Source organism: Streptomyces sp. DF42 (genome assembly GCF_058267695.1).
Genome location: NZ_CM177859.1, coordinates 2,304,868 through 2,324,788 on the forward strand (window position 1 = coordinate 2,304,868; position 19,921 = coordinate 2,324,788).

The 19,921-nt window shown below is 69.3% G+C and carries 19 protein-coding genes and 1 pseudogene; 6 read left to right on the forward strand and 14 right to left on the reverse strand.

Annotated elements, in window-relative coordinates:
* Nucleotides 1-753: 753 nt before the first annotated feature.
* On the reverse strand, nt 754-2,400 hold the full coding sequence (locus ACYUED_RS10530; RefSeq protein ID WP_491292010.1) for a nuclease/transposase family protein: 1,647 nt from the start codon (nt 2,398-2,400) through the stop codon (nt 754-756).
* Nucleotides 2,393-2,978, reverse strand: a pseudogene (locus ACYUED_RS10535) (IS607 family transposase). The gene ACYUED_RS10530 and the pseudogene ACYUED_RS10535 overlap by 8 nt, the downstream one beginning before the upstream one ends.
* Nucleotides 2,979-3,101: 123 nt before the next feature.
* Here ACYUED_RS10535 and ACYUED_RS10540 point away from each other — a divergent pair.
* A complete protein-coding gene (locus tag ACYUED_RS10540; protein ID WP_491292011.1) occupies nt 3,102-3,926 on the forward strand; it encodes an AbfB domain-containing protein in 825 nt (274 codons plus the stop codon).
* An 11-nt stretch (nt 3,927-3,937) separates the two neighbouring features.
* On the opposite strand, the gene ACYUED_RS10545 is transcribed toward ACYUED_RS10540, so the two are convergent.
* From ACYUED_RS10545 to ACYUED_RS10585, 9 genes are read right to left on the reverse strand one after another with little or no spacing between them, the layout of a single operon-like run.
* Nucleotides 3,938-4,315, reverse strand: a complete 378-nt coding sequence (locus ACYUED_RS10545; RefSeq protein WP_491292012.1) for a VOC family protein — start codon at nt 4,313-4,315, stop codon at nt 3,938-3,940.
* A 52-nt stretch (nt 4,316-4,367) separates the two neighbouring features.
* A complete protein-coding gene (locus ACYUED_RS10550; protein WP_102911749.1) occupies nt 4,368-4,700 on the reverse strand; it encodes a metal-sulfur cluster assembly factor in 333 nt (110 codons plus the stop codon).
* A complete protein-coding gene (sufU, locus tag ACYUED_RS10555; RefSeq protein ID WP_491292013.1) occupies nt 4,697-5,167 on the reverse strand; it encodes a Fe-S cluster assembly sulfur transfer protein SufU in 471 nt (156 codons plus the stop codon). Before sufU ends, ACYUED_RS10550 begins: the two co-directional genes overlap by 4 nt.
* Before the next feature lie 34 nt (nt 5,168-5,201).
* The gene (locus ACYUED_RS10560; RefSeq protein WP_491292014.1) at nt 5,202-6,458 is read right to left on the reverse strand and encodes a cysteine desulfurase; all 1,257 of its coding nucleotides are present in this window, start codon (nt 6,456-6,458) and stop codon (nt 5,202-5,204) included.
* Entirely contained in the window at nt 6,455-7,219 is a 765-nt protein-coding gene (sufC, locus tag ACYUED_RS10565) for a Fe-S cluster assembly ATPase SufC (RefSeq protein ID WP_491292016.1), read from the reverse strand. Before sufC ends, ACYUED_RS10560 begins: the two co-directional genes overlap by 4 nt.
* 7 nt (nt 7,220-7,226) lie before the next feature.
* Nucleotides 7,227-7,544 (reverse strand): non-heme iron oxygenase ferredoxin subunit, encoded by a 318-nt coding sequence (locus tag ACYUED_RS10570; RefSeq protein ID WP_491292017.1) that lies wholly within the window; start codon nt 7,542-7,544, stop codon nt 7,227-7,229.
* Nucleotides 7,544-8,725: a Fe-S cluster assembly protein SufD gene (sufD, locus tag ACYUED_RS10575; protein ID WP_491292018.1), complete on the reverse strand. Its 1,182-nt coding sequence runs from the start codon at nt 8,723-8,725 to the stop codon at nt 7,544-7,546. The genes ACYUED_RS10570 and sufD overlap by 1 nt, the downstream gene beginning before the upstream one ends.
* Before the next feature lie 54 nt (nt 8,726-8,779).
* The gene (sufB, locus tag ACYUED_RS10580) at nt 8,780-10,204 is read right to left on the reverse strand and encodes a Fe-S cluster assembly protein SufB (RefSeq protein ID WP_266512169.1); all 1,425 of its coding nucleotides are present in this window, start codon (nt 10,202-10,204) and stop codon (nt 8,780-8,782) included.
* Complete coding sequence (locus tag ACYUED_RS10585) at nt 10,201-10,953, reverse strand: helix-turn-helix transcriptional regulator (RefSeq protein ID WP_491292019.1); 753 nt, start codon at nt 10,951-10,953, stop codon at nt 10,201-10,203. The genes sufB and ACYUED_RS10585 overlap by 4 nt, the downstream gene beginning before the upstream one ends.
* Nucleotides 10,954-11,125: 172 nt before the next feature.
* Between ACYUED_RS10585 and ACYUED_RS10590 the strand changes: the two genes are divergently transcribed.
* Genes ACYUED_RS10590 through ACYUED_RS10605 form a run of 4 tightly spaced genes read left to right on the forward strand, consistent with a single transcriptional unit; the run spans nt 11,126 to nt 14,760 of the window.
* Nucleotides 11,126-11,998 (forward strand): AAC(3) family N-acetyltransferase, encoded by an 873-nt coding sequence (locus tag ACYUED_RS10590; RefSeq protein WP_491292020.1) that lies wholly within the window; start codon nt 11,126-11,128, stop codon nt 11,996-11,998.
* A gap of 11 nt (nt 11,999-12,009) precedes the next feature.
* Nucleotides 12,010-12,933: an ABC transporter ATP-binding protein gene (locus tag ACYUED_RS10595; RefSeq protein WP_491292021.1), complete on the forward strand. Its 924-nt coding sequence runs from the start codon at nt 12,010-12,012 to the stop codon at nt 12,931-12,933.
* 53 nt (nt 12,934-12,986) lie between these two features.
* Nucleotides 12,987-13,703 carry an ABC transporter permease gene (locus ACYUED_RS10600; protein ID WP_491294201.1) on the forward strand — a complete coding sequence of 239 codons (717 nt, stop codon included), beginning with the start codon at nt 12,987-12,989 and terminating at the stop codon, nt 13,701-13,703.
* 46 nt (nt 13,704-13,749) lie between these two features.
* Nucleotides 13,750-14,760: a COX15/CtaA family protein gene (locus ACYUED_RS10605; RefSeq protein ID WP_491292022.1), complete on the forward strand. Its 1,011-nt coding sequence runs from the start codon at nt 13,750-13,752 to the stop codon at nt 14,758-14,760.
* Nucleotides 14,761-14,798: 38 nt separating this feature from the next.
* Here ACYUED_RS10605 and ACYUED_RS10610 read toward each other — a convergent pair whose 3' ends face one another.
* The 3 genes from ACYUED_RS10610 to ACYUED_RS10620 form a co-directional block, all read right to left on the reverse strand.
* The gene (locus ACYUED_RS10610; RefSeq protein ID WP_491292023.1) at nt 14,799-15,905 is read right to left on the reverse strand and encodes an amidohydrolase family protein; all 1,107 of its coding nucleotides are present in this window, start codon (nt 15,903-15,905) and stop codon (nt 14,799-14,801) included.
* Between the two features lie 106 nt (nt 15,906-16,011).
* Nucleotides 16,012-16,344 (reverse strand): hypothetical protein, encoded by a 333-nt coding sequence (locus ACYUED_RS10615; RefSeq protein WP_491292024.1) that lies wholly within the window; start codon nt 16,342-16,344, stop codon nt 16,012-16,014.
* Nucleotides 16,345-16,460: 116 nt separating this feature from the next.
* Entirely contained in the window at nt 16,461-17,414 is a 954-nt protein-coding gene (locus ACYUED_RS10620; protein WP_491292025.1) for a heme o synthase, read from the reverse strand.
* Nucleotides 17,415-17,771: 357 nt separating this feature from the next.
* On the opposite strand from ACYUED_RS10620, the gene tkt reads away from it, so the two are divergent.
* Nucleotides 17,772-19,892 carry a transketolase gene (gene tkt, locus ACYUED_RS10625; protein ID WP_491292026.1) on the forward strand — a complete coding sequence of 707 codons (2,121 nt, stop codon included), beginning with the start codon at nt 17,772-17,774 and terminating at the stop codon, nt 19,890-19,892.
* The last annotated feature ends 29 nt before the right edge of the window (nt 19,893-19,921 follow it).

A 19,921-nucleotide genomic window follows, 5' to 3' on the forward strand; every position in this document is an offset into this window, starting at 1 on the left:
CCAGTCGCCGCCGCGACCACAGCCCCACGCCGCCCGCGCACGCAGGACGCCCGGTGCGCCGTACATACGCCAGTGCCGGCTCTTGCGGGCGGGTTCCGCCGCAGGGGTCACGGGTGCGGCTCGGCGTCGGTCGACAGGCCTTCGCGGCACAGTTGGCCGCAGCCTCCCGGAACGAGCCCGCGCGCGTGTCTGCATATCGCGCCCATCACCCCATCACCTGCACTTCGGTGGCGACGGCCTCATGGAAGCCGGACCGTCACGCGCCCCCGGCAGCGAAGAAAGCGGTCGCAGCCTCGCGGATGCGGTGCACGAATGGGCGAAGGAGCAGCGTCAGGTCGGCTGCCGGCGCTCGACCGGCGCGGTCGCCCGGCTCCGCGTCCACGCCCAGCACGCACAAGCGCTGCCCCTTTCCTCCGCGATCCGCGCGTCGAGCCCTCCCCGGCCGCCCTCGCCGCGCCAGGCCGTCGCCCGCCAACGAGCCGGGGCCGGCGCGGTCGCCCGGCTCCGCGTCCACGCCCAGCACGCACAAGCGCTGCCCCTTTCCTCCGCGGCCCGCGCGTCGAGCCCTCCCCGGCCGCCCTCGCCGCGCCAGGCCGTCGCCGGACAACGAGCCGGGGCCTGGGCGGCGTTGAGGGGCAGATGTGAGGGGTGAGGTTCCACTTGAGGAAGTCCCATCTTCATAGAAATCGCTCCCTGAAACCACTCTCCGTGTCCGCCCTGCTCCACTAGGGTTTCACCGCTCACTCACCGTTCCTAAACAGTGTCCAGGAGTGACATTTGCTGCCAGCTCCTGGAACTGCGCGCATCCCGAACGGTGTTGGATGCGCTGGTCTCCCGCGTTCGCTGTGTCCCCGTCCGGCTGCGTGCATCGTGTGCACGCTCCGTGACGGGTGGGCGGGTTCCCTCATGCCCTCGTGCGCCTGGTCCGGCCTGGGCGGTCCGATGCCCCACAGCATCGCTCTGGTGCTGCGGGGGCGGTGCCGTCCGTCGCCGGATCGGGTGCCCGAGGGCGCGTCGCCCGATCGCGACGCTCGCGGCGTCGTGCCGGGACATCTTGCGAGTCTTGCCGGCCAGGGGCTTACGCCAATGCTGGTCGCCCCACATCGACGTGTACGCCGGGTCGACCGCGACGATCGACAGGCCGTGTTCGGACGCCATGGACACGAGCCGGGCCTTGAGCTTGCCGGTGGGGATGCCGGAGATGAGCTGCCGGAACCGCTTCTTGCGGCCGTGCTTCTCGCGGGTCTTCTCGGCGGTGAAGTCCAGGTTCTCGATACCGATCGCCTTGACGCCGCACCGGTTGGCCCAGTGCAGCAGCCGGCTGATGGCGTGCCGGATCTGCGCGTCGCGGTGGTCGGCGGTGCCGGACAGGTCGTAGAAGAACCGCTTCGGGTCGCCGACCGGGTTGCCGTTGCGGTCGAGCCGGTAGGCGGCGAAGTGGTCAGCGTTCGTATCGACGCCGACCATGCCCTGGGCGCGGGCTGTCTCCAACGGGACCGTCTTCACCACGGGCTTCGTCCACGAGGCGGTGATGTACCAGCGCCCGCGCTCCACATCGAGGTGGATACGGTAGGCGACAGCACGGTTGGCTTCGACGCGGTCGCGCCACTGCGCGCCCCGGTGCTGGAACTGGACCCTGCAGGAGAGGACGTACCGGCCGAACTTGCCGTTGGCCAGATGGGCCAGTGGTGCGGGCAGCTTGATGGAGACCTCGCCATCGGGGGTGACGCGGATCGTCTCGTTCCCGTACCGCTTGCCGGACTCGCCGTCAGCAGCGAGGAACCAGCGTTCGGCTTCCCAGCGCCGGCGCCACTGGGCCTCGCTGAGCTGCGCATCCTGGAGGTTGTTGCGGTTGCCCAGCAGGCGCCGGCCGCCGCGCACGACGTGCACGACACCGGCCTCACGCTCCACGCGGGCGACATCGAGGCGGTGTTCCAGGGTCGCCAGACGGCGGGACTTGTGGAACCACTCGCCCCGACTGCGGTATCCGCCGGGTGCCCGCTTGGTGCCTTTCTCCCCGATCGGCTGCGCCAGTCGGTGCATCAGCGTCCGCACACCGGCCTCAAGCCCCTGGATGTGGGCGAGCTGACAGCGGCGGGACAGCGCCCACTGATCGTGAGTGGCCTTCGTGATCGAACCGGCCCACCGGGACGAGGAGTCGGCCGTCAGGCCCTGCTTGCGGGCGGCCCACGTGTCGCTGTCGTGGTCCAGGCCGTCGGCGCAGCGGTTCTTGAGGTCCAGCGAGGCGAGGCGTCCGAGGTGTTCACCGACCAGCCGCAACACCTTGTCGTCCACGTCGGTGAGGTGCTTGAGGCGGTCGCGTATCGCCACCCCGGACGGCCCGGGCGCGACGAACGGTGCGTCGATGGTGCGGAGCTTCTTCTTCTTCGGCTCACTCATCGCCGGCCGCCGCTTCGAGAGCCTTCCTCGCCCGGTTCTTCGCCGACCGACGGCCGTACAGGCGGGCGCAGAACGACGTCAGTACCTCCACCATGTCCCGGACCAGGTCGTCTTCGTTGTCTTCGACTTCGCCGTCATCGAGGACGACCAGTCGGCGGCCAGTCGCGGACAGGGCGGCCTCGATCAGCTCCACGTTCATCCGCCCGAGGCGGTCCTTGTGCTCGACCACGACCGTGGTCACCGCCGGATCGGCCAGCAGCCGCTTCACCTTCGCGCGGCAGCCGTTCATACCCGAGGCGATCTCGGACTCGATCCGCACAACCTTCTGTCCCGCCTCCGCCGCCCATGCCGACAGGCGAGCGGTCTGCCGCTCCAGGTCCGGCTTCCGATCGTGCGAGGAAACGCGGGCATACAGACCTACACCACCGGTCACCGAGTGAGGTGTTCGCTTCGATGTTCACCAGGATCGTGCGCGGCCCCACCCGGCGCGCGGGCACCGGCAAGGCGCCCTCATGAAACCAGCGATATGCCGTATGCGGGTTCACCCCCTGCGCCCGCGCCCACTCCGTCAGGTTCATATGCTGATAACGCCACCACTCCCTCATGGTTACGCACACTCAACAACCCTCCGCTGCCAGCAGTTGGCAACCCCACTCTCACATCCCCGGCCGCCGCCTCGGGCGCCGCTGGAGGAACAGCGCATGCCAGACACCACCCCCGAGCCGTCCCAGAACAATCCCTGGGAGAACGGCTGGGCCCCCGACACATCCCGTGCCCCCGGAACCCGAAGACTCTGGCTGGCCGGCGTGCTGGCCCTGGCCACGATCGTCGCGTGCGTGACGGCGATCACCGTGATGGACAACGAAACCGACGATCCGGTACGGGCCTCCCTGTCCCCCTCGGGCTCCGCAACCGTCCCCGGTCTGATCTCCTACGCCACGCCGTCCACCGACGACGCCACGACGCCCTCCGGCGAGAACGGCCTGTCGTCCACCCGGACGAAGGCGTCCCCCGCAGCCGGCCCGCACGAGTCCGCCAACGGCGGCTCCAAGACGTCCAAGTCGCCCACGTCCCATGCGAGTTCAACCAGGCACCCCAAACCGTCGGCCACCTACAGGTCCGTCCGCTCGGTGAACTTCCCCGACCGCTACTGGCACGTGAGCGGCGACTTCGTGAGGCTCGACCCGATCGCCTCCGCCCCGGCCCGCCACGACGCCACGTTCAAGCTCGTCAAGGGCCTGTGGGACACCTCCTGTTACTCCTTCGCGACGTCGGACGGCACCTACCTCCGCCACCGCGACTTCGTCCTGCGCCCCGAACGCAGCGACGGATCATCCCTGTTCGAACAGGACGCGACCTTCTGCCCGCAGACCTCGTCGTACTCGGGCGCGGTCATGCTGGAGTCCGTGAACTACCCGGGCCGCTTCCTGCGCCACCAGAACTTCCAGCTCGAACTGGATCCGTATCAGCAGAGCGATCCGTACCGGGCCGACTCGGCGTTCCGGTTGGTGGGCCCACTGGCCTGAGCCGGAGCGCTCTACGCGTCACGGAAGGCGATCAGCGAGGCCTTCGGCCGCAGTACGCAGAACTCGTTGCCCTCGGGGTCGGCCAGCACCACCCAGCCGGCCTCGTCGCCCTGCCCGATGTCGACCCTGCGTGCGCCCAGCGCGAGGATGCGCTCGACCTCGGCCCCCTGGTCGTCCGGGGCGAGGTCGAAGTGCAGCCGGTTCTTGACGTGCTTCGGGTCCTCGACGGGCATGAAGCAGATCCCCGTCGGCGCGAACTCGTCCGGTCCGATGACGACTTCGCGTTCTCTCTCGGACAGCACCTTCCAGTCGAGGACCCGGCACCAGAAGCGGGCGAGTCCGGGAAGGTCGTGCGCGTCGACGACCAGGTGATGCAGCGAAACGGCCATACCGGAGAAGGTATGGCCGTTTCACAGGTGCCGCAGATGTTTTCCGGGTGCCTCAGACGTTGAAGCCCAGCGCCCGCAGCTGCTCCCGCCCGTCGTCCGTGATCTTGTCGGGGCCCCACGGGGGCATCCAGACCCAGTTGATGCGCAGCTCGTTGACGAGGCCGTCCGTCGCGGACTTGGCCTGGTCCTCGATGACGTCCGTCAGCGGGCAGGCCGCCGAGGTCAGGGTCATGTCGAGGGTCGCGATGTTCGCGTCGTCGATGTGGATGCCGTAGATCAGGCCGAGGTTGACGACATCGATGCCCAGCTCGGGGTCGACGACGTCGTACAGCGCCTCGCGGACCTCTTCCTCCGAGGCCGGCTTCATCTCAACGGTCTCGCTCATGCCGTCTTCCTTTCGACGTCGGCGTCGGCACCCAGCGCCTGGGCCGTCGCGTCCTTCCATGCCATCCAGCTGAGGAGGGCGCACTTCACCCGGGCCGGGTACTTGGAGACACCGGCGAACGCGACCGCGTCCTCCAGCACTTCCTCCATCGCGTCGTCCGGCTCGATCCTGCCCTTGGACTGCATCAGCTCCAGGAAGGTCTCCTGGACCTTCTGGGCGTCCGCCAGATCCTTCCCGACGAGCAGTTCGTTGAGGACGGATGCGCTGGCCTGGCTGATCGAGCAGCCCTGACCCTCGTACGAGACGTCCTCGATCTTCGTGCCGTCGTACTTCACACGCAGGGTGATCTCGTCGCCGCACGTCGGGTTCACGTGGTGCACCTCGGCGTCGCCATCCCTCAGACCACGCCCGTGCGGGTTCTTGTAGTGATCCAGGATGACTTCCTGGTACATCGAGTCCAGCTTCACGCCGACAAACCTCGCATCTCTCAGCTCACGTCCTTCAGCCGAAGAAGTTCCGTACGTGCTCCAAGCCGTCGACCAACGCGTCGATCTCGGCCGGCGTGGAGTACAGATAGAACGACGCTCGCGTGGTCGCAGGAATTCCGTAGCGCAGGCAGACCGGCCGCGCGCAGTGGTGGCCGACCCGGACCGCGATGCCCTGCTCGTCGAGGACCTGGCCCACGTCGTGCGGGTGGATGTCGCCGAGCGTGAAGGAGATCGCGGCGCCCCGGTCCTCGGCCGTGGTCGGGCCGATGATCCGCAGGTCGGGGACGTCCCCGAGGCGCTTGACCGCGTACTCCGTGAGCGCGTGCTCATGGGCGAGGATCTTGTCCATGCCGATCGAGGACAGGTAGTCGATCGCCGCGCCCAGACCGACCGCCTGCGCGATCGGCGGGGTGCCCGCCTCGAACTTGTGCGGGGCGGGAGCGTATGTCGACGAGTGCATCGACACCGTCTCGATCATCTCGCCGCCACCGAGGAACGGAGGCAGGTCCTCCAGGAGCTCCTGCCGTCCCCAGAGCACGCCGATACCCGTCGGGGCGCACATCTTGTGGCCGGTGAAGGCCACGAAGTCGGCCTGCAGGGCCTGGACGTCCAGCGGCATGTGCGGGGCGGCCTGCGAGGCGTCGATGCAGACCAGCGCACCGACCTCCTGGGCGCGGCGGACTATCGCCTCGACCGGGTTGAGCGTGCCGAGGATGTTCGACACCAGCACGAAGGAGACGATCTTCGTCTTCTCCGTGATGATCTCGTTGATGTTGGAGAGGTCGAGGCGGCCGTCGTCGGTCAGGCCGAACCACTTCAGCTTCGCGCCCGTGCGCTGCGCGAGCAGCTGCCACGGGACGATGTTGGAGTGGTGCTCCATCTCCGTGATGACGATCTCGGTCTCGTGGTCCACGCGGTAGGGCTCGTCGGCCCAGCCGAGCATGTTCGCCACGAGGTTGAGCGACTCGGAGGCGTTCTTGGTGAAGATCACCTCGTCGCGGCTCGGCGCGTTGATGAACGACGCGACCTTGTCACGCGCGCCCTCGTACAGCGCCGTGGCCTCCTCGGCGAGCACATGCACACCGCGGTGGACGTTGGCGTTGTAGCGCTCGTAGTACTCGTTCAGGGCGTCGAGCACCTGGCGCGGCTTCTGCGAGGTCGCCGCGTTGTCCAGGTACACGAGCTTCCGGCCGTCGTGGACCTGACGGTCCAGGATGGGGAAGTCCTTGCGGATCGCCTCAGCGTCGAGGAGGCCCGGCAGCTGAGTCACGAAGATGCGCCACCCTTCACGTACTTGTCGTAGCCCTCGGCCTCGAGCTGGTCGGCGAGCTCCGCGCCGCCGGACTCGGCGATGCGGCCGTTCGCGAACACGTGCACGTGGTCGGGCTTGATGTAGCGCAGGATGCGCGTGTAGTGCGTGATCAGCAGCGTGCCGACCTCGCCGGTCTCACGGACGCGGTTGACGCCCTCGGAGACGACGCGAAGGGCGTCGACATCGAGGCCGGAGTCGGTCTCGTCGAGGATCGCGATCTTCGGCTTGAGCAGTTCGAGCTGAAGGATCTCGTGGCGCTTCTTCTCGCCGCCGGAGAAGCCCTCGTTGACGTTGCGCTCGGCGAAGGAGGGGTCCATGGAGAGGCGCTCCATGGTCTCCTTGACCTCCTTCACCCACAGGCGCAGCTTGGGGGCCTCGCCACGGATGGCCGTGGCGGACGTGCGGAGGAAGTTGGAGACCGAGACGCCGGGGACCTCGACCGGGTACTGCATCGCCAGGAACAGGCCCGCGCGGGCGCGCTCGTCGACGGACATCTCCAGGACGTCCTCGCCGTCGAGGGTGACGGTGCCGCCGGTGATCGTGTACTTCGGGTGGCCCGCGAGGGAGTAGGCGAGGGTCGACTTGCCGGAGCCGTTGGGGCCCATGATGGCGTGCGTCTCGCCCTGCTTCACGGTGAGGTCGACGCCCTTGAGGATCTCCTTCGTGGCGTTGTCGGCCTCGACGGTGACGTGCAGGTCGTGGATTTCAAGCGTTGCCATGGGTGCCTCAGGACTCCTGGTTGAGGGAGACGAGCACGTCGTCCCCTTCGATCTTTACGGGGTATACGGGGACGGGGCGCGTCGCGGGAAGGCCGGACGGCTTGCCGGTGCGGAGGTCGAAGCTGGACCCGTGCAACCAGCACTCGATCTGGCAGTCCTCCACCTCGCCCTCGGAGAGCGAGACGTTCGCGTGCGAGCAGATGTCGTGGATCGCGAAGACCTCGCCCTCGGTACGGACGACCGAGAGCGGAGTGCCGTCGAGTTCCACCCGCTTCGGGGTGTCCTCCTCCAGCTCGCTCAGCCCGCAGGCGCGTACGTAGGCCATCAGGCGGTGGCCTCCAGCTCGGTCTCGATCCTCTCGAGGAGCCGCGCCTCGAGGTCGTCGACGCCGATCTGCTGGACCAGCTCGGCGAAGAAGCCGCGGACCACCAGGCGACGGGCCTCGTCGGCCGGGATGCCGCGGGCCATCAGGTAGAAGAGCTGCTCGTCGTCGAAGCGGCCGGTCGCGGAGGCGTGGCCGGCGCCGACGATCTCACCGGTCTCGATCTCGAGGTTCGGCACCGAGTCGACCCGGGCGCCGTCCGTCAGGACGAGGTTCCGGTTCATCTCGTAGGTGTCCGTGCCCTCGGCCTTGGCCTCGATGAGGACGTCGCCGATCCACACCGCGTGGGCGGCCTCGCCCTGCAGCGCGCCCTTGTAGACGACGTTGGACTTGCAGTGCGGGACGTTGTGGTCGACCAGGAGGCGGTGCTCCTGGTGCTGGCCGGCGTCCGTGAAGTACAGCCCGAACAGCTCGGCCTCGCCGCCGGTGCCGGCGTAGGTGACGCGCGGGTGAAGGCGTACGACGTCGCCGCCGAAGGTCACCACGACCGACTTGAAGCTCGCGTCGCGCCCGATGAGGGCGTTGTGCTGGGCGACGTGCACGGCCTTGTCGTCCCAGTCCTGAATGGAGACGACGGTCAGCTTGGCGCCGTCGCCCAGGATGTAGTCGACGTTGGCGGCGATCACCGCGTCACCGGTGTGGTCGATGACGACGACGGCCTCGGCGAAGGCTTTCAGCTCGATGACCTGGTGGCCGTAGGCGACCCCGCCCTCGCCGTGCACGGCGATGCGGATCGGCTCGGTCAGGACCGTCTCCTTGGGGACGGTGACCACGCCGGCCTTCTCGAAGGCCGAGTAGGCCTGGGCGGCGACGCGGTCCACCGGGGTGCCGGCCCTGCCGAGGCGCGGGTCGTCGCGGTCCACGAGTTCGACGGTGACGCCCTCGGGGGCATCGACGGCGACCTTCACGGCCTCGCCGGTCGCGACGGCGGTGCCGTCGTGCAGCCCGCGCAGGCGCTCCAGCGGGGTGAACCGCCACTCCTCCTCGCGGCCGTGCGGGACCGGGAAGTCCGCCACGTCGAAGGAGGGGGGCGCGCTCATGCGCGTCGCGACGGTCGACTCGGCGGCGACCGCGATCTGGCCCGCGGTGGTGGACCCCACGGGGATGTTCTGAGCCTCAGCCATGGCTGTCGGTCTGCTCTCTTCCTACGTAAGTGACTTGATGGAGGCGGCCGTCGGTCAGCCGACCGCGCCTTCCATCTGGAGCTCGATCAGCCGGTTGAGTTCCAGCGCGTACTCCATGGGCAGCTCCTTCGCGATGGGCTCGACGAAGCCGCGCACGATCATCGCCATCGCCTCGAACTCGCTCAGACCACGGCTCATCAGGTAGAAGAGCTGGTCCTCGGAGACCTTGGAGACGGTGGCCTCGTGGCCCATGGACACGTCGTCCTCACGGACGTCCACATAGGGGTATGTGTCGGAGCGGGAGATGGTGTCGACGAGCAGCGCGTCGCACAGCACGTTCGACTTGGAGCCGTGGGCGCCCTCGCCGATCTCGACCAGACCGCGGTAGGAGGTACGACCACCACCGCGCGCCACCGACTTGGAGACGATGTTGGAGGAGGTGTTCGGCGCCATGTGGACCATCTTGGAGCCGGCGTCCTGGTGCTGCCCCTCGCCCGCGAAGGCGATGGAGAGGGTCTCGCCCTTGGCGTGCTCGCCCATCAGGTACACGGCCGGGTACTTCATCGTGACCTTGGAGCCGATGTTGCCGTCGATCCACTCCATGGTCGCGCCCTCGTACGCCACGGCGCGCTTGGTGACCAGGTTGTAGACGTTGTTCGACCAGTTCTGGATGGTCGTGTAGCGGCAGCGGGCGCCCTTCTTCACGATGATCTCGACGACCGCGGAGTGCAGGGAGTCCGACTTGTAGATCGGGGCCGTACAACCCTCGACGTAGTGGACGTAGGCGTCCTCGTCGACGATGATCAGCGTCCGCTCGAACTGGCCCATGTTCTCCGTGTTGATACGGAAGTAGGCCTGGAGCGGGATCTCCACGTGCACGCCCTTCGGCACGTAGATGAAGGAGCCGCCGGACCACACGGCGGTGTTCAGCGACGCGAACTTGTTGTCGCCGACCGGGATGACCGTGCCGAAGTACTCCTTGAAGAGCTCCGGGTGCTCCTTCAGGGCGGTGTCGGTGTCCAGGAAGATGACGCCCTGCTCCTCCAGGTCCTCGCGGATCTGGTGGTAGACGACCTCGGACTCGTACTGGGCGGCGACACCGGCGACGAGGCGCTGCTTCTCCGCCTCGGGGATGCCGAGCTTGTCGTACGTGTTCTTGATGTCCTCTGGCAGGTCCTCCCAGGACTCCGCCTGCTTCTCCGTGGAGCGCACGAAGTACTTGATGTTGTCGAAGTCGATGCCCGACAGGTCCGAGCCCCAGTTGGGCATGGGCTTCTTGTCGAACAGGCGCAGGCCCTTGAGACGGAGCTTGGTCATCCACTCCGGCTCGTTCTTCTTCGCGGAGATGTCCCGGACGACGTCCTCGTTGATGCCGCGCTTCGCAGAGGCACCGGCCACGTCGGAGTCGGCCCAGCCGTATTCGTAGTTGCCCAGACCCTCGAGCTCAGGGTGGGCAGTCTCCTCGATGGGGAGCGTCATGCGGGGTTCCTCCCGGCGGTGCTTGCAGATGCGTTGTCAGTGGTCTGGGAAATCTTGGGGATGAACGTCGTGCAGACGCCGTCGCCGTGCGCGATGGTCGCCAGCCGCTGGACGTGAGTACCCAGCAGCTGGGAGAAGATCTCGGTCTCCGCCTCGCACAGCTGCGGGAACTTCTCCGCCACGTGGGCCACCGGGCAGTGGTGCTGGCAGAGCTGCTCACCTTTTTGCGGGAGGGGGGCGCTACGAGCCGTAGCAGCGTACCCGTCCACGCTCAGGGCCTTGGCCAGGGCTTCGGTGCGCTGTTCGGGCGCGGCGGCCTCGATCGCCCGGCGGTAGGCGGCGGCCTGCTCGGCGATCCTCGCGCGCGCGAAGGCGACGACCGCCTCGTCCCCGCCGAACCGCTCCTGGATCCAGCGCAGGGCGTCCGCGGCGAGCTTGTCGTAGGACTGGTCGAAGGCGTCGCGGCCGCAGTCGGTCAGCGCGAACACCTTGGCGGGACGTCCGCGCGTGCGCGCGCCGTACACCCGCTGCTCGCGCGCCTCCACGACGTCGTCGGCGACCAGCGCGTCCAGATGACGCCTTACGGCCGCGGGGGTGAGCCCCAGCCGCCCGGCCAGCTCGGTGACGGTCGACGGCCCGTGGTCCAGGATCGATCGCGCGACCCGGTTGCGCGTGGAGCGCTCCCCGCTCGCGTGCTCTTCCTGGTGCGCCCCCATGGGGGTCTCCAGAGCCTCGCCGACGTTTTTCACAACGCCATTGTTGCGTAATTCCTCAGGGGCGGGCAACCCGCGTCCCGGCCACCGGACGGTGCCCTGTGTCACTTAGGCACACCTAACCTGACCTGCGGAAACGATCTTTGATCGATCAGGGGGCGGCCAATTCGGTGGCGTCGCCGGGCGCCTTCCTGGACACTCCTCAACCATGTCGACACCCCCTCCGACCGGCCCTCTTGTCACCCGCGACACGGTCGCCGCACAGGTGCGCCTGCTGGGTGTGGAGACCGGCGAGATTCTTCTGGTGCACTCCTCCCTCAGCAGCCTCGGCTGGGTCTGCGGAGGCGCCGTCGCAGTCGTCCAGGGACTGCTCGACGCGCTCGGCCAAAAGGGCACTCTGGTCGTCCCCACCCAGACCGCCGACCTTTCGGACCCGGCCCTGTGGGGCAACCCGCCGGTCCCCGAGGAGTGGTGGGACCGGATCCGGGCCACGATGCCCGCGTACGACCCCGTGGTCACGCCCTCGCTCGGGGTGGGCGTGATCCCGGAGACCGTGCGCGGCTGGCCGGGCGCCCGGCGCAGCGCGCACCCGCAGACGTCCTTCGCGGCACTCGGCCCGCGCGCGGCGGAGATCGTCGACGGCCACGCGCCCGACTGCCGGCTCGGGGAGCGGAGCCCGCTGGCGCGGCTGGAGCGGCTGGGCGCCCGGGTCCTGCTGCTCGGCGTCGGCTACGCGGCGTGCACGAGCTTCCATCTCGCCGAGTACCGGATACCGTCGCCGCTCGTCCGGGTCGGGCGGCCGGCTCCGGGCGGCGGCTGGGAGGTGGTGACCGAGGTGTCGATCACCTCGGAGAACTTCGCCGAGCTGGGCCATGACTTCGAGCGGGACCGTGCCGTCGTGCGCGGAAAAGTGGGCGCCGCCGACGCCCGGCTGTTTCCCGTCGCGGACGCGGTGGCGTACGCGGAGCGGTGGCTGGCGCTGCACCGGTCGCGGGAGGACGAGATCCCCACGGCGACCGGCACGGCTTCGGCGAGTGGAGATCCTGCACCCCCCGGTCCGGGCCGACGACGGCGTACCTAGACTCTGGACCCATGCGAAGTGAGCCCGTGGTCCAGGTTCAGGCCCTGGTGAAGCGGTACGGCACAAAAACCGCTGTGGACGGCCTCGACCTGGTGGCCAAGGCGGGCGTGACCGCCGTACTCGGCCCGAACGGCGCGGGCAAGACCAGCACCGTCGAGACCTGTGAGGGGTACCGCAGGCCGGACTCCGGCACGGTGCGCGTCCTGGGTCTCGACCCGGTGCGACAGGCCCGTCAGCTGCATCCGCGCATCGGCGTGATGCTGCAGTCCGGCGGTGTCTACTCGGGCGCGCGGGCCGACGAGATGCTGCGGCACGTGGCGAAACTGCACGCGAACCCGCTGGACGTGGACGCGCTCATCGAGCGACTCGGCCTCGGCTCGTGCGGCCGTACGACCTACCGCCGTCTCTCCGGCGGCCAGCAGCAGCGCCTCGCGCTCGCGATGGCCGTCGTGGGGCGTCCGGAGCTGGTGTTCCTCGACGAGCCGACCGCCGGCCTCGACCCGCAGGCCCGGCACGCGACCTGGGACCTCGTCCGCGACCTGCGCGCCGACGGCGTCTCGGTCATCCTCACCACGCACTACATGGACGAGGCCGAGCAGCTCGCGGACGATGTCGCGATCATCGACGCCGGCCGGGTCATCGCCCAGGGTTCCCTGGACGAGCTGTGCCGCGGCGGCGCCGAGAACACACTGCGCTTCACGGGCCGTCCCGGCCTGGACGTGGGCTCCCTGCTGAAGGCGCTGCCCGCGGACTGCTCGGCGGCGGAGCTCACGCCGGGCTCGTACCGGGTCGTCGGCAAGGTCGACCCACAGCTGCTGGCGACGGTGGCGTCCTGGTGCGCGCAGCACGGGGTGATGCCGGACCGGATCTCGGTCGAACGGCACACCCTTGAGGACGTGTTCTTGGAATTGACGGGCAAGGAGCTGCGTTCGTGACGACGGCAACCGGTACGTACGCGCCGAAGCCCGGCGCGGCGCCCCTCCCGCGCATGATCGCGGCCCAGGCAGCGCTCGAGACGAAGATGCTGCTGCGCAACGGCGAGCAGCTTCTGCTGACGGTCGTGATCCCGACACTGCTGCTGGTGCTGTTCAGCTCGGTGGACATCGTCGACACCGGCGCGGGCAAGGCGGTGGACTTCCTCGCGCCCGGCATCCTGGCCCTCGCCGTCATGTCCACCGCCTTCACGGGCCAGGCCATCGCGACGGGCTTCGAGCGGCGCTACGGCGTGCTGAAGCGCCTCGCCTCCTCGCCGCTCCCCCGCTGGGGCCTGATGACCGCGAAGACGGCGTCGGTCCTGGTCACGGAGGTCCTCCAGGTGATCCTCCTGACGGTGATCGCCTTCGCCCTGGGCTGGTCGCCCGAGGGCAACCCGGCGGCCGTGCTGCTCCTGCTGATCCTGGGCACGGCGGCCTTCTCGGGCCTGGGCCTGCTGATGGCCGGCACGCTGAAGGCGGAGGCGACCCTGGCTGCCGCGAACCTGGTCTTCCTGCTGCTGCTCGTGGGCGGCGGCGTGATCGTGCCGATGGACAAGTTCCCGCAGGGCGCTCAGGACGTGCTGGGCCTCCTGCCGATCTCCGCCCTCTCCGACGGTCTGCGGGACGTGCTGCAGCACGGGGCCGGCATGCCCTGGGGCGACCTGGGGATTCTGGCGGTGTGGGCCGTGGTGGGGCTCGCGGCCGCCGGGAGGTTCTTCCGCTGGGAGTAGGGGCGTGGCGGACCCTCGTGAAAGCGTGCACAAGTGGACGCCTACGATGGTGCGCGTGCCAAACGTGACCCACGCCGACGCCGTGGCGGCTCTGCGCAACCCGCTCTCCTTCATCGCCGCACGCTGGACCCCGAAACCCGGGACGGTCCGGCGGGCGGCTCTTTCCGCGCTCGTCATGTCGGTGGTCATCGTGGTCACCGGCGGTGCGGTGCGACTGACCGGTTCCGGGCTCGGCTGCCCGACCTGGCCCAAGTGCACCGCGGACTCGCTCGCTCCCACCGGTGCGATGAACTTCCACAGTGCCATCGAGTTCGGCAACCGCATGCTGACGTACGTGCTGTGCGCCGCCATCGGCTGGGCGATCATCGCGGCGCGCTCGGAGAAGCCGTACCGGCGGAGCCTGACCCGGCTCGGCTGGGTGCAGTTCTGGCTGGTCATGAGCAACGCGGTGCTCGGCGGCATCGTGGTCCTGGTCGGCCTCAACCCGTACACCGTCGCGGCCCACTTCCTGCTCGCCTCGGCGCTGATCGCGGTCGCCACCGTGATGTGGCAGCGCACCCGCGAGGGCGACGGGGCGCCCCGCCCGCTGGTCGGCAGGCCCGTGCAGCAGTTGGTGTGGTTCCTGGTCGCCGCCTCCGTGCTGCTGATCGCGGTGGGCACCGTGGTGACCGGCGCCGGTCCGCACGCGGGCGACTCCCGCGAGGTCGAGCGGATGCCGCTGGACTGGGAGACGGTCAGCAAGCTGCACGCCGTCCTGGCCTGGATCGTGGTCACGCTGACCTTCGCCCTGTGGTTCATCCTCAAGGCGGTCGACGCCCCCAAGGACCCCCTGCACCGCACCCGCGAACTCTTCCTGATCCTGCTGTCCCAGGGCGTCATCGGCTACGTCCAGTACTTCACCAACCTCCCCGAGGCCCTGGTCGGCCTGCACATGCTCGGCTCGGCCCTGGTGTGGATCGGGGTGCTGCGGGTCCTGCTGGCGATCCGGGAGCGGTCCGAGCTGGTGGCGGACCTGCCGGGGCCTTCGGCCGAGGTGACGGTGGGCACGCGCGCGTAGGCGCTCACTCCGGACGCCGACCACGCGCGCGTAGGCGCTCACTCCAGTCCGTACACCCTGCGCGCGTTCCCCGCCGCCACCATCCCCGCCACCCGCTGCGCGTCCGCCGGCGACCACGCCCCCTCGGCGACCCAGCCGCCCAGCACTCGCTCCAGGGCCTCCCGGAACAACCGCGCTCCCACGACATGCAGCTCGGGCAGCCCATGAGCCCCGCTGGAGAAGAGGATCTTCCCGAAGGGGGCCAGCTCCAGGATCTCGGCGAGGACGGTGGCGGCGCGGGCGCCGGTGCGGACCAGGGCGGCCCCCGAGTCGGCGTACACGTGCGGGAAGACGCCCGCGAGATGGGCGGCGTGGCGGTGGTAGGGGTAGCCGTGCAGCAGGACCAGGTCCGTGCCCAGTCCGGCCGTGGCACGGACGAAGTCGGTGAGCAGCACCGGGTCCGTGCGGTCGATGCGCCGGCCCGGTTCGCCGAGTCCCGCGTGGAGCTGGAGCGGCAGCCCGGAGGCGACGGCGATCCACAGCAGGTGCCGTAGCAGAACCGGGTCCGTCAGCTGGCCGCCCACCCGGCGGCCGGCCAGCCATCGCCCGGCGGCACCCCGCACCTCCCCGGGCCCGGGCGGCTCGGGCGCGAGCGCCAGACCGTGCCGTACGCCCGCGACGGAGGTGAAGGCCACGGCGCCTGCGGCGGCGCCGTGCACCGACTCGGCGAGGTTGGCGAGGAAGGACTCGACGGTGCCGGAGGTGTCCGCGACCTGCTCGGCCAGTAACTCGAGGCGGACGATCTCGCGGGCCTCGGCGTCCCCGGCGGACGCCAGCTCGGTGGGTCCGGTGAGGTCGCCGGGCAACCCCGTGTCGACCAGATACGTCGTGATGCCGCTGCCGCGCAGGAGTCTGCGGCCCGTCTCCGGTACGCCCAGTTCACGACGCCGGGCGAGATAGCGGGCGGGGGGACAGTGCGGTTCCAGACCGAGCAGCGGGGGGCACCAGCGGCGTACGGCGAAACCGGTCTGTGTGTCGAAGAGCGTGGTGCCGGGCGCGGGCGGGCCCTCGGTGCGCGCCAGCTGGGCCTCGAAGGTGCCGAGGCCCAGCTCCGTCCTCAGTACGCCGTGGCAGTACTGGTCCACGAGGGACGGCGTTTCGATCATCCGGACTCCCCGTGTACCTGGACCGTGCGGTGCCTTACAGGTCCTAACGGGTGAACGGGGTCCTAGGTGTTGCTCTCGCGCGCCCCGTGCGAAAAGCCGGCGGCCGTCAGGTGTTGGACGGGCCGCCCACCTGGATCCCCGCCATGCGCGTCCACTCGTACGGGCCCGTCTTCACCTTGGCCGCGAACTCGCCGTCGAAGTCCTCGTGGACGGTGATGCCGGACTTCTCCACCGCCTTCTCGGCCAGCTCGTACGAGGGCGCCACCAGGTCACCCCAGCCGCCGTCCTCACCCACGAGGACGATGCGCGCGCCGCGCTCACCGATGTGGGCCACCTGGCCCTCGGCCCCACCGTGCGCCTTGGAGAAGGCGTTGATCTGCTTGGCGAGGCGCGCCACCTTGCGCTCGGCCTTCGGGTCAACCTGCTCAGTCTCTGCCATGGCCAGGATGCTACCGACGGGTAGATCGAACGGCGACGGGCGGGGTGCGTGGCCTTGGCCACGCACCCCGCCCGTCGGACGTCATCAGAGCGTCGGTGTGTCGGAGCGTCGGCGCGTCAGCGCAGGAAGGGGTCCACCGCGACCGCGACGAACAGGATCGACACGTAGGTGATGGACCAGTGGAACAGCCGCATCTCCTTCAGCTTCCCGCCCGTCACCTCCGCCTTGGCCCTGTTCTGCAGCCCGTGCGCCTCCCACAGCCAGAAGCCGCCGGCGAGCAGCGCCACGAGCGTGTAGAACCAGCCCGTGTAGCCGAGGGGGGTCAGAAGGAGCGAGACCGCCACCATCACCCAGCTGTAGATCACGATCTGCTTGGCGACGACCTTGTTGGAGGCGACGACCGGCAGCATCGGCACGCCCACGCGCGCGTAGTCGTCCTTGACCTTCATCGACAGCGGCCAGTAGTGCGGCGGTGTCCAGAAGAACATGACGAGGAAGAGGATGACCGGCGCCCACGACACGGAGTTCGTGACGGCCGACCAGCCGATGAGCACCGGAAGGCAGCCGGCGATGCCGCCCCACACGATGTTCTGCGAGGTACGGCGCTTGAGGATCATCGTGTAGACGACGACGTAGAAGAGCAGCGCGCCGAGTGACAGCCACGCCGACAGCCAGTTGACGGTGAGGCCGAACAGGAGCGTGGAGACCACCGCGAGGGTGATGCCGAAGGCGAGGCACTCGCGCGGGCTGACCATGCCGGTGACCAGGGGGCGCTGCGAGGTGCGGTCCATCAGCGCGTCGATGTCGCGGTCGATGTACATGTTCAGCGCGTTGGCGCCGCCCGCCGAGAGGTAGCCGCCGACGCAGGTGAGCAGCACCAGCGTCAGGTCCGGCACACCCTGCTGGGCGAGGAACATCACCGGAACGGTGGTGATGAGCAGGAGCTCGATGATCCGCGGCTTGGTCAGCGCCACGAACGCCTTGACACGGGCCCCGAACGGCCGGTGACGCGGGCTCTCGCTCGCACCGAGTACCCCCGCTGGACGGGATTCGACGGCCGTCACGCACACCCCTACAGAGACATCCCAGCAAGCCCGACCCGTGTGAAGTCCCGGTAAAGGCTCGCGCGTACCACGCCACTTTAGACGTTGCCCATACCCCGGCCTTCGCGGGGGTCGGGTCGTGTTGGAGGGGGCCGCCACACGAGCCCGCCGCCACTCGGTTGAGCACTCGGACGAGCGCCTGCGTATCCAGTTGCCACATGGCTGTCCAGCCCGGTCGGGAGGCAGATCCCCGCGACTCCCGGCAGTCTGGAATGACTCGAAAAGATGCACGTACTTACGGGGGTAGGCTCGACAACGGCCGGTGGGCGTCCAGTGCGCCGGCATTCGACATGCGTGACATGTGGAGAGGAGCCCTGACTCAGGGTGAGCACCAAGCCGACCACCACAGACCTCGAGTGGACCGAGTTGGACCAGCGGGCCGTGGACACCGCCCGCGTCCTGGCCGCCGACGCCGTACAGAAGGTCGGTAACGGCCATCCTGGTACGGCCATGAGCCTGGCGCCTGCCGCGTACACCCTCTTCCAGAAGGTGATGCGCCACGACCCGGCCGACCCGGACTGGGTCGGGCGCGACCGCTTCGTGCTGTCCGCCGGCCACTCGTCACTGACCCTGTACACGCAGCTCTACCTGGCCGGATTCGGCCTGGAGCTGGACGATCTGAAGGCCTTCAGGACCTGGGGTTCGAAGACCCCCGGCCACCCGGAGTACGGCCACACCAAGGGTGTGGAGACAACGACCGGTCCGCTGGGGCAGGGTGTGGCCAACGCGGTGGGCATGGCCATGGCCGCCCGCTACGAGCGCGGGCTGTTCGACCCGGACGCACCGCAGGGCGAGTCTCCCTTCGACCACTTCATCTACGCGATCGCCGGTGACGGCTGCCTGCAGGAGGGCATCTCCGCGGAGGCGTCCTCGCTGGCGGGCCACCAGCAGCTGGGCAACCTGGTGCTGTTGTGGGACGACAACCACATCTCGATCGAGGGCGACACGGAGACGGCCGTCTCCGAGGACACCGTCAAGCGCTACGAGGCCTACGGCTGGCATGTCCAGCGTGTCGCCCCGAAGCCGGACGGCGACATCGACCCGCACGCCGTGTACAACGCGATCGAGGCCGCGAAGAAGGTCACCGACAGGCCGTCCTTCATCGCGATGCGCTCGATCATCGCCTGGCCCGCCCCGAACGCGCAGAACACCGAGGCCGCGCACGGCTCGGCGCTCGGCGACGACGAGGTCGCGGCCACCAAGCGCGTCCTCGGCTTCGACCCGGACAAGAGCTTCGACGTCGCGGGCGAGGTCCTCAAGCACACCCGGCAGGCGCTGGAGCGCGGCCGCGAGGCGCAGGCGGCGTGGGACAAGTCGTTCCAGCTGTGGCGCCAGAACAACCCGGAGCGCGCGGCCGACTTCGACCGCATCCACGCGGGCGAGCTGCCCACCGGCTGGGAGGAGAAGGTCCCGGTCTTCGAGCCCGGCAAGGGCATCGCGACCCGCGCCGCGTCCGGCAAGGTGCTGCAGGCGCTGGGCGCGGTCATCCCCGAGCTGTGGGGCGGTTCGGCCGACCTGGCCGGCTCCAACAACACGACGATCGACAAGAACTCCTCGTTCCTGCCGGCGGACAACCCTCTGCCGGAGGCGGACCCGTACGGCCGCACGATCCACTTCGGCATCCGCGAGCACTCCATGGCCGCGGAGATGAACGGCATCACCCTGCACGGCAACACGCGTGTCTACGGCGGTACGTTCCTGGTCTTCTCCGACTACATGCGCAACGCCGTGCGCCTGTCGGCGCTGATGCACCTGCCGGTGACGTACGTGTGGACGCACGACTCCATCGGTCTGGGCGAGGACGGCCCCACCCACCAGCCCATCGAGCACCTGGCCTCGCTGCGCGCCATCCCGGGCCTGAACGTGGTCCGCCCGGCCGACGCCAACGAGACCGCGATCGCCTGGCGCGAGATCCTCAAGCGCTACACCAAGGTCTACGGCAAGGGCGCCCCGCACGGCCTGGCGCTGACCCGTCAGGGCGTGCCGACGTACGAGCCCAACGAGGACGCGGTCAAGGGCGGCTACGTCCTGTTCGAGGCCGAAGGGCCCGAAGGGCAGAGCGCAGCCGCGCAGGTCGTCCTGATCGCCACCGGTTCCGAGGTGCACGTCGCCGTCGAGGCGCGCGAGCAGCTCCAGGCCGACGGGGTGCCGACACGGGTCGTGTCCATGCCGTGCGTGGAGTGGTTCGAGGAGCAGGACCAGGGGTACCGGGACAGCGTCCTGCCGCCGAACGTGCAGGCGCGGGTCGCGGTGGAGGCCGGTATCGGTCTCACGTGGCACAAGTACGTGGGGGACGCCGGTCGCATCGTTTCCCTGGAGCACTTCGGTGCTTCGGCCGACGGCAAGGTGCTCTTCCGCGAGTTCGGCTTCACTGCGGAGAACGTGGCCGCCCAGGCGCGGGCCGCGCTGGACGCAACCACCGACATCGCCGCCGGCCAGCGCTGACGCTCACATACGACACGTAGGAGATGTAA

Coding starts and splice junctions, on each gene's coding strand:
- ACYUED_RS10530 (WP_491292010.1), bottom strand. CDS start 2,400: ATGAGTGAGCCGAAGAAGAAGAAGCTCCGCACCATCGACGCACCGTTC.
- ACYUED_RS10540 (WP_491292011.1), top strand. CDS start 3,102: ATGCCAGACACCACCCCCGAGCCGTCCCAGAACAATCCCTGGGAGAAC.
- ACYUED_RS10545 (WP_491292012.1), bottom strand. CDS start 4,315: ATGGCCGTTTCGCTGCATCACCTGGTCGTCGACGCGCACGACCTTCCC.
- ACYUED_RS10550 (WP_102911749.1), bottom strand. CDS start 4,700: ATGAGCGAGACCGTTGAGATGAAGCCGGCCTCGGAGGAAGAGGTCCGC.
- sufC (WP_491292016.1), bottom strand. CDS start 7,219: ATGGCAACGCTTGAAATCCACGACCTGCACGTCACCGTCGAGGCCGAC.
- ACYUED_RS10570 (WP_491292017.1), bottom strand. CDS start 7,544: ATGGCCTACGTACGCGCCTGCGGGCTGAGCGAGCTGGAGGAGGACACC.
- sufD (WP_491292018.1), bottom strand. CDS start 8,725: ATGGCTGAGGCTCAGAACATCCCCGTGGGGTCCACCACCGCGGGCCAG.
- sufB (WP_266512169.1), bottom strand. CDS start 10,204: ATGACGCTCCCCATCGAGGAGACTGCCCACCCTGAGCTCGAGGGTCTG.
- ACYUED_RS10590 (WP_491292020.1), top strand. CDS start 11,126: ATGTCGACACCCCCTCCGACCGGCCCTCTTGTCACCCGCGACACGGTC.
- ACYUED_RS10595 (WP_491292021.1), top strand. CDS start 12,010: ATGCGAAGTGAGCCCGTGGTCCAGGTTCAGGCCCTGGTGAAGCGGTAC.
- ACYUED_RS10600 (WP_491294201.1), top strand. CDS start 12,987: ATGATCGCGGCCCAGGCAGCGCTCGAGACGAAGATGCTGCTGCGCAAC.
- ACYUED_RS10605 (WP_491292022.1), top strand. CDS start 13,750: ATGGTGCGCGTGCCAAACGTGACCCACGCCGACGCCGTGGCGGCTCTG.
- ACYUED_RS10610 (WP_491292023.1), bottom strand. CDS start 15,905: ATGATCGAAACGCCGTCCCTCGTGGACCAGTACTGCCACGGCGTACTG.
- ACYUED_RS10615 (WP_491292024.1), bottom strand. CDS start 16,344: ATGGCAGAGACTGAGCAGGTTGACCCGAAGGCCGAGCGCAAGGTGGCG.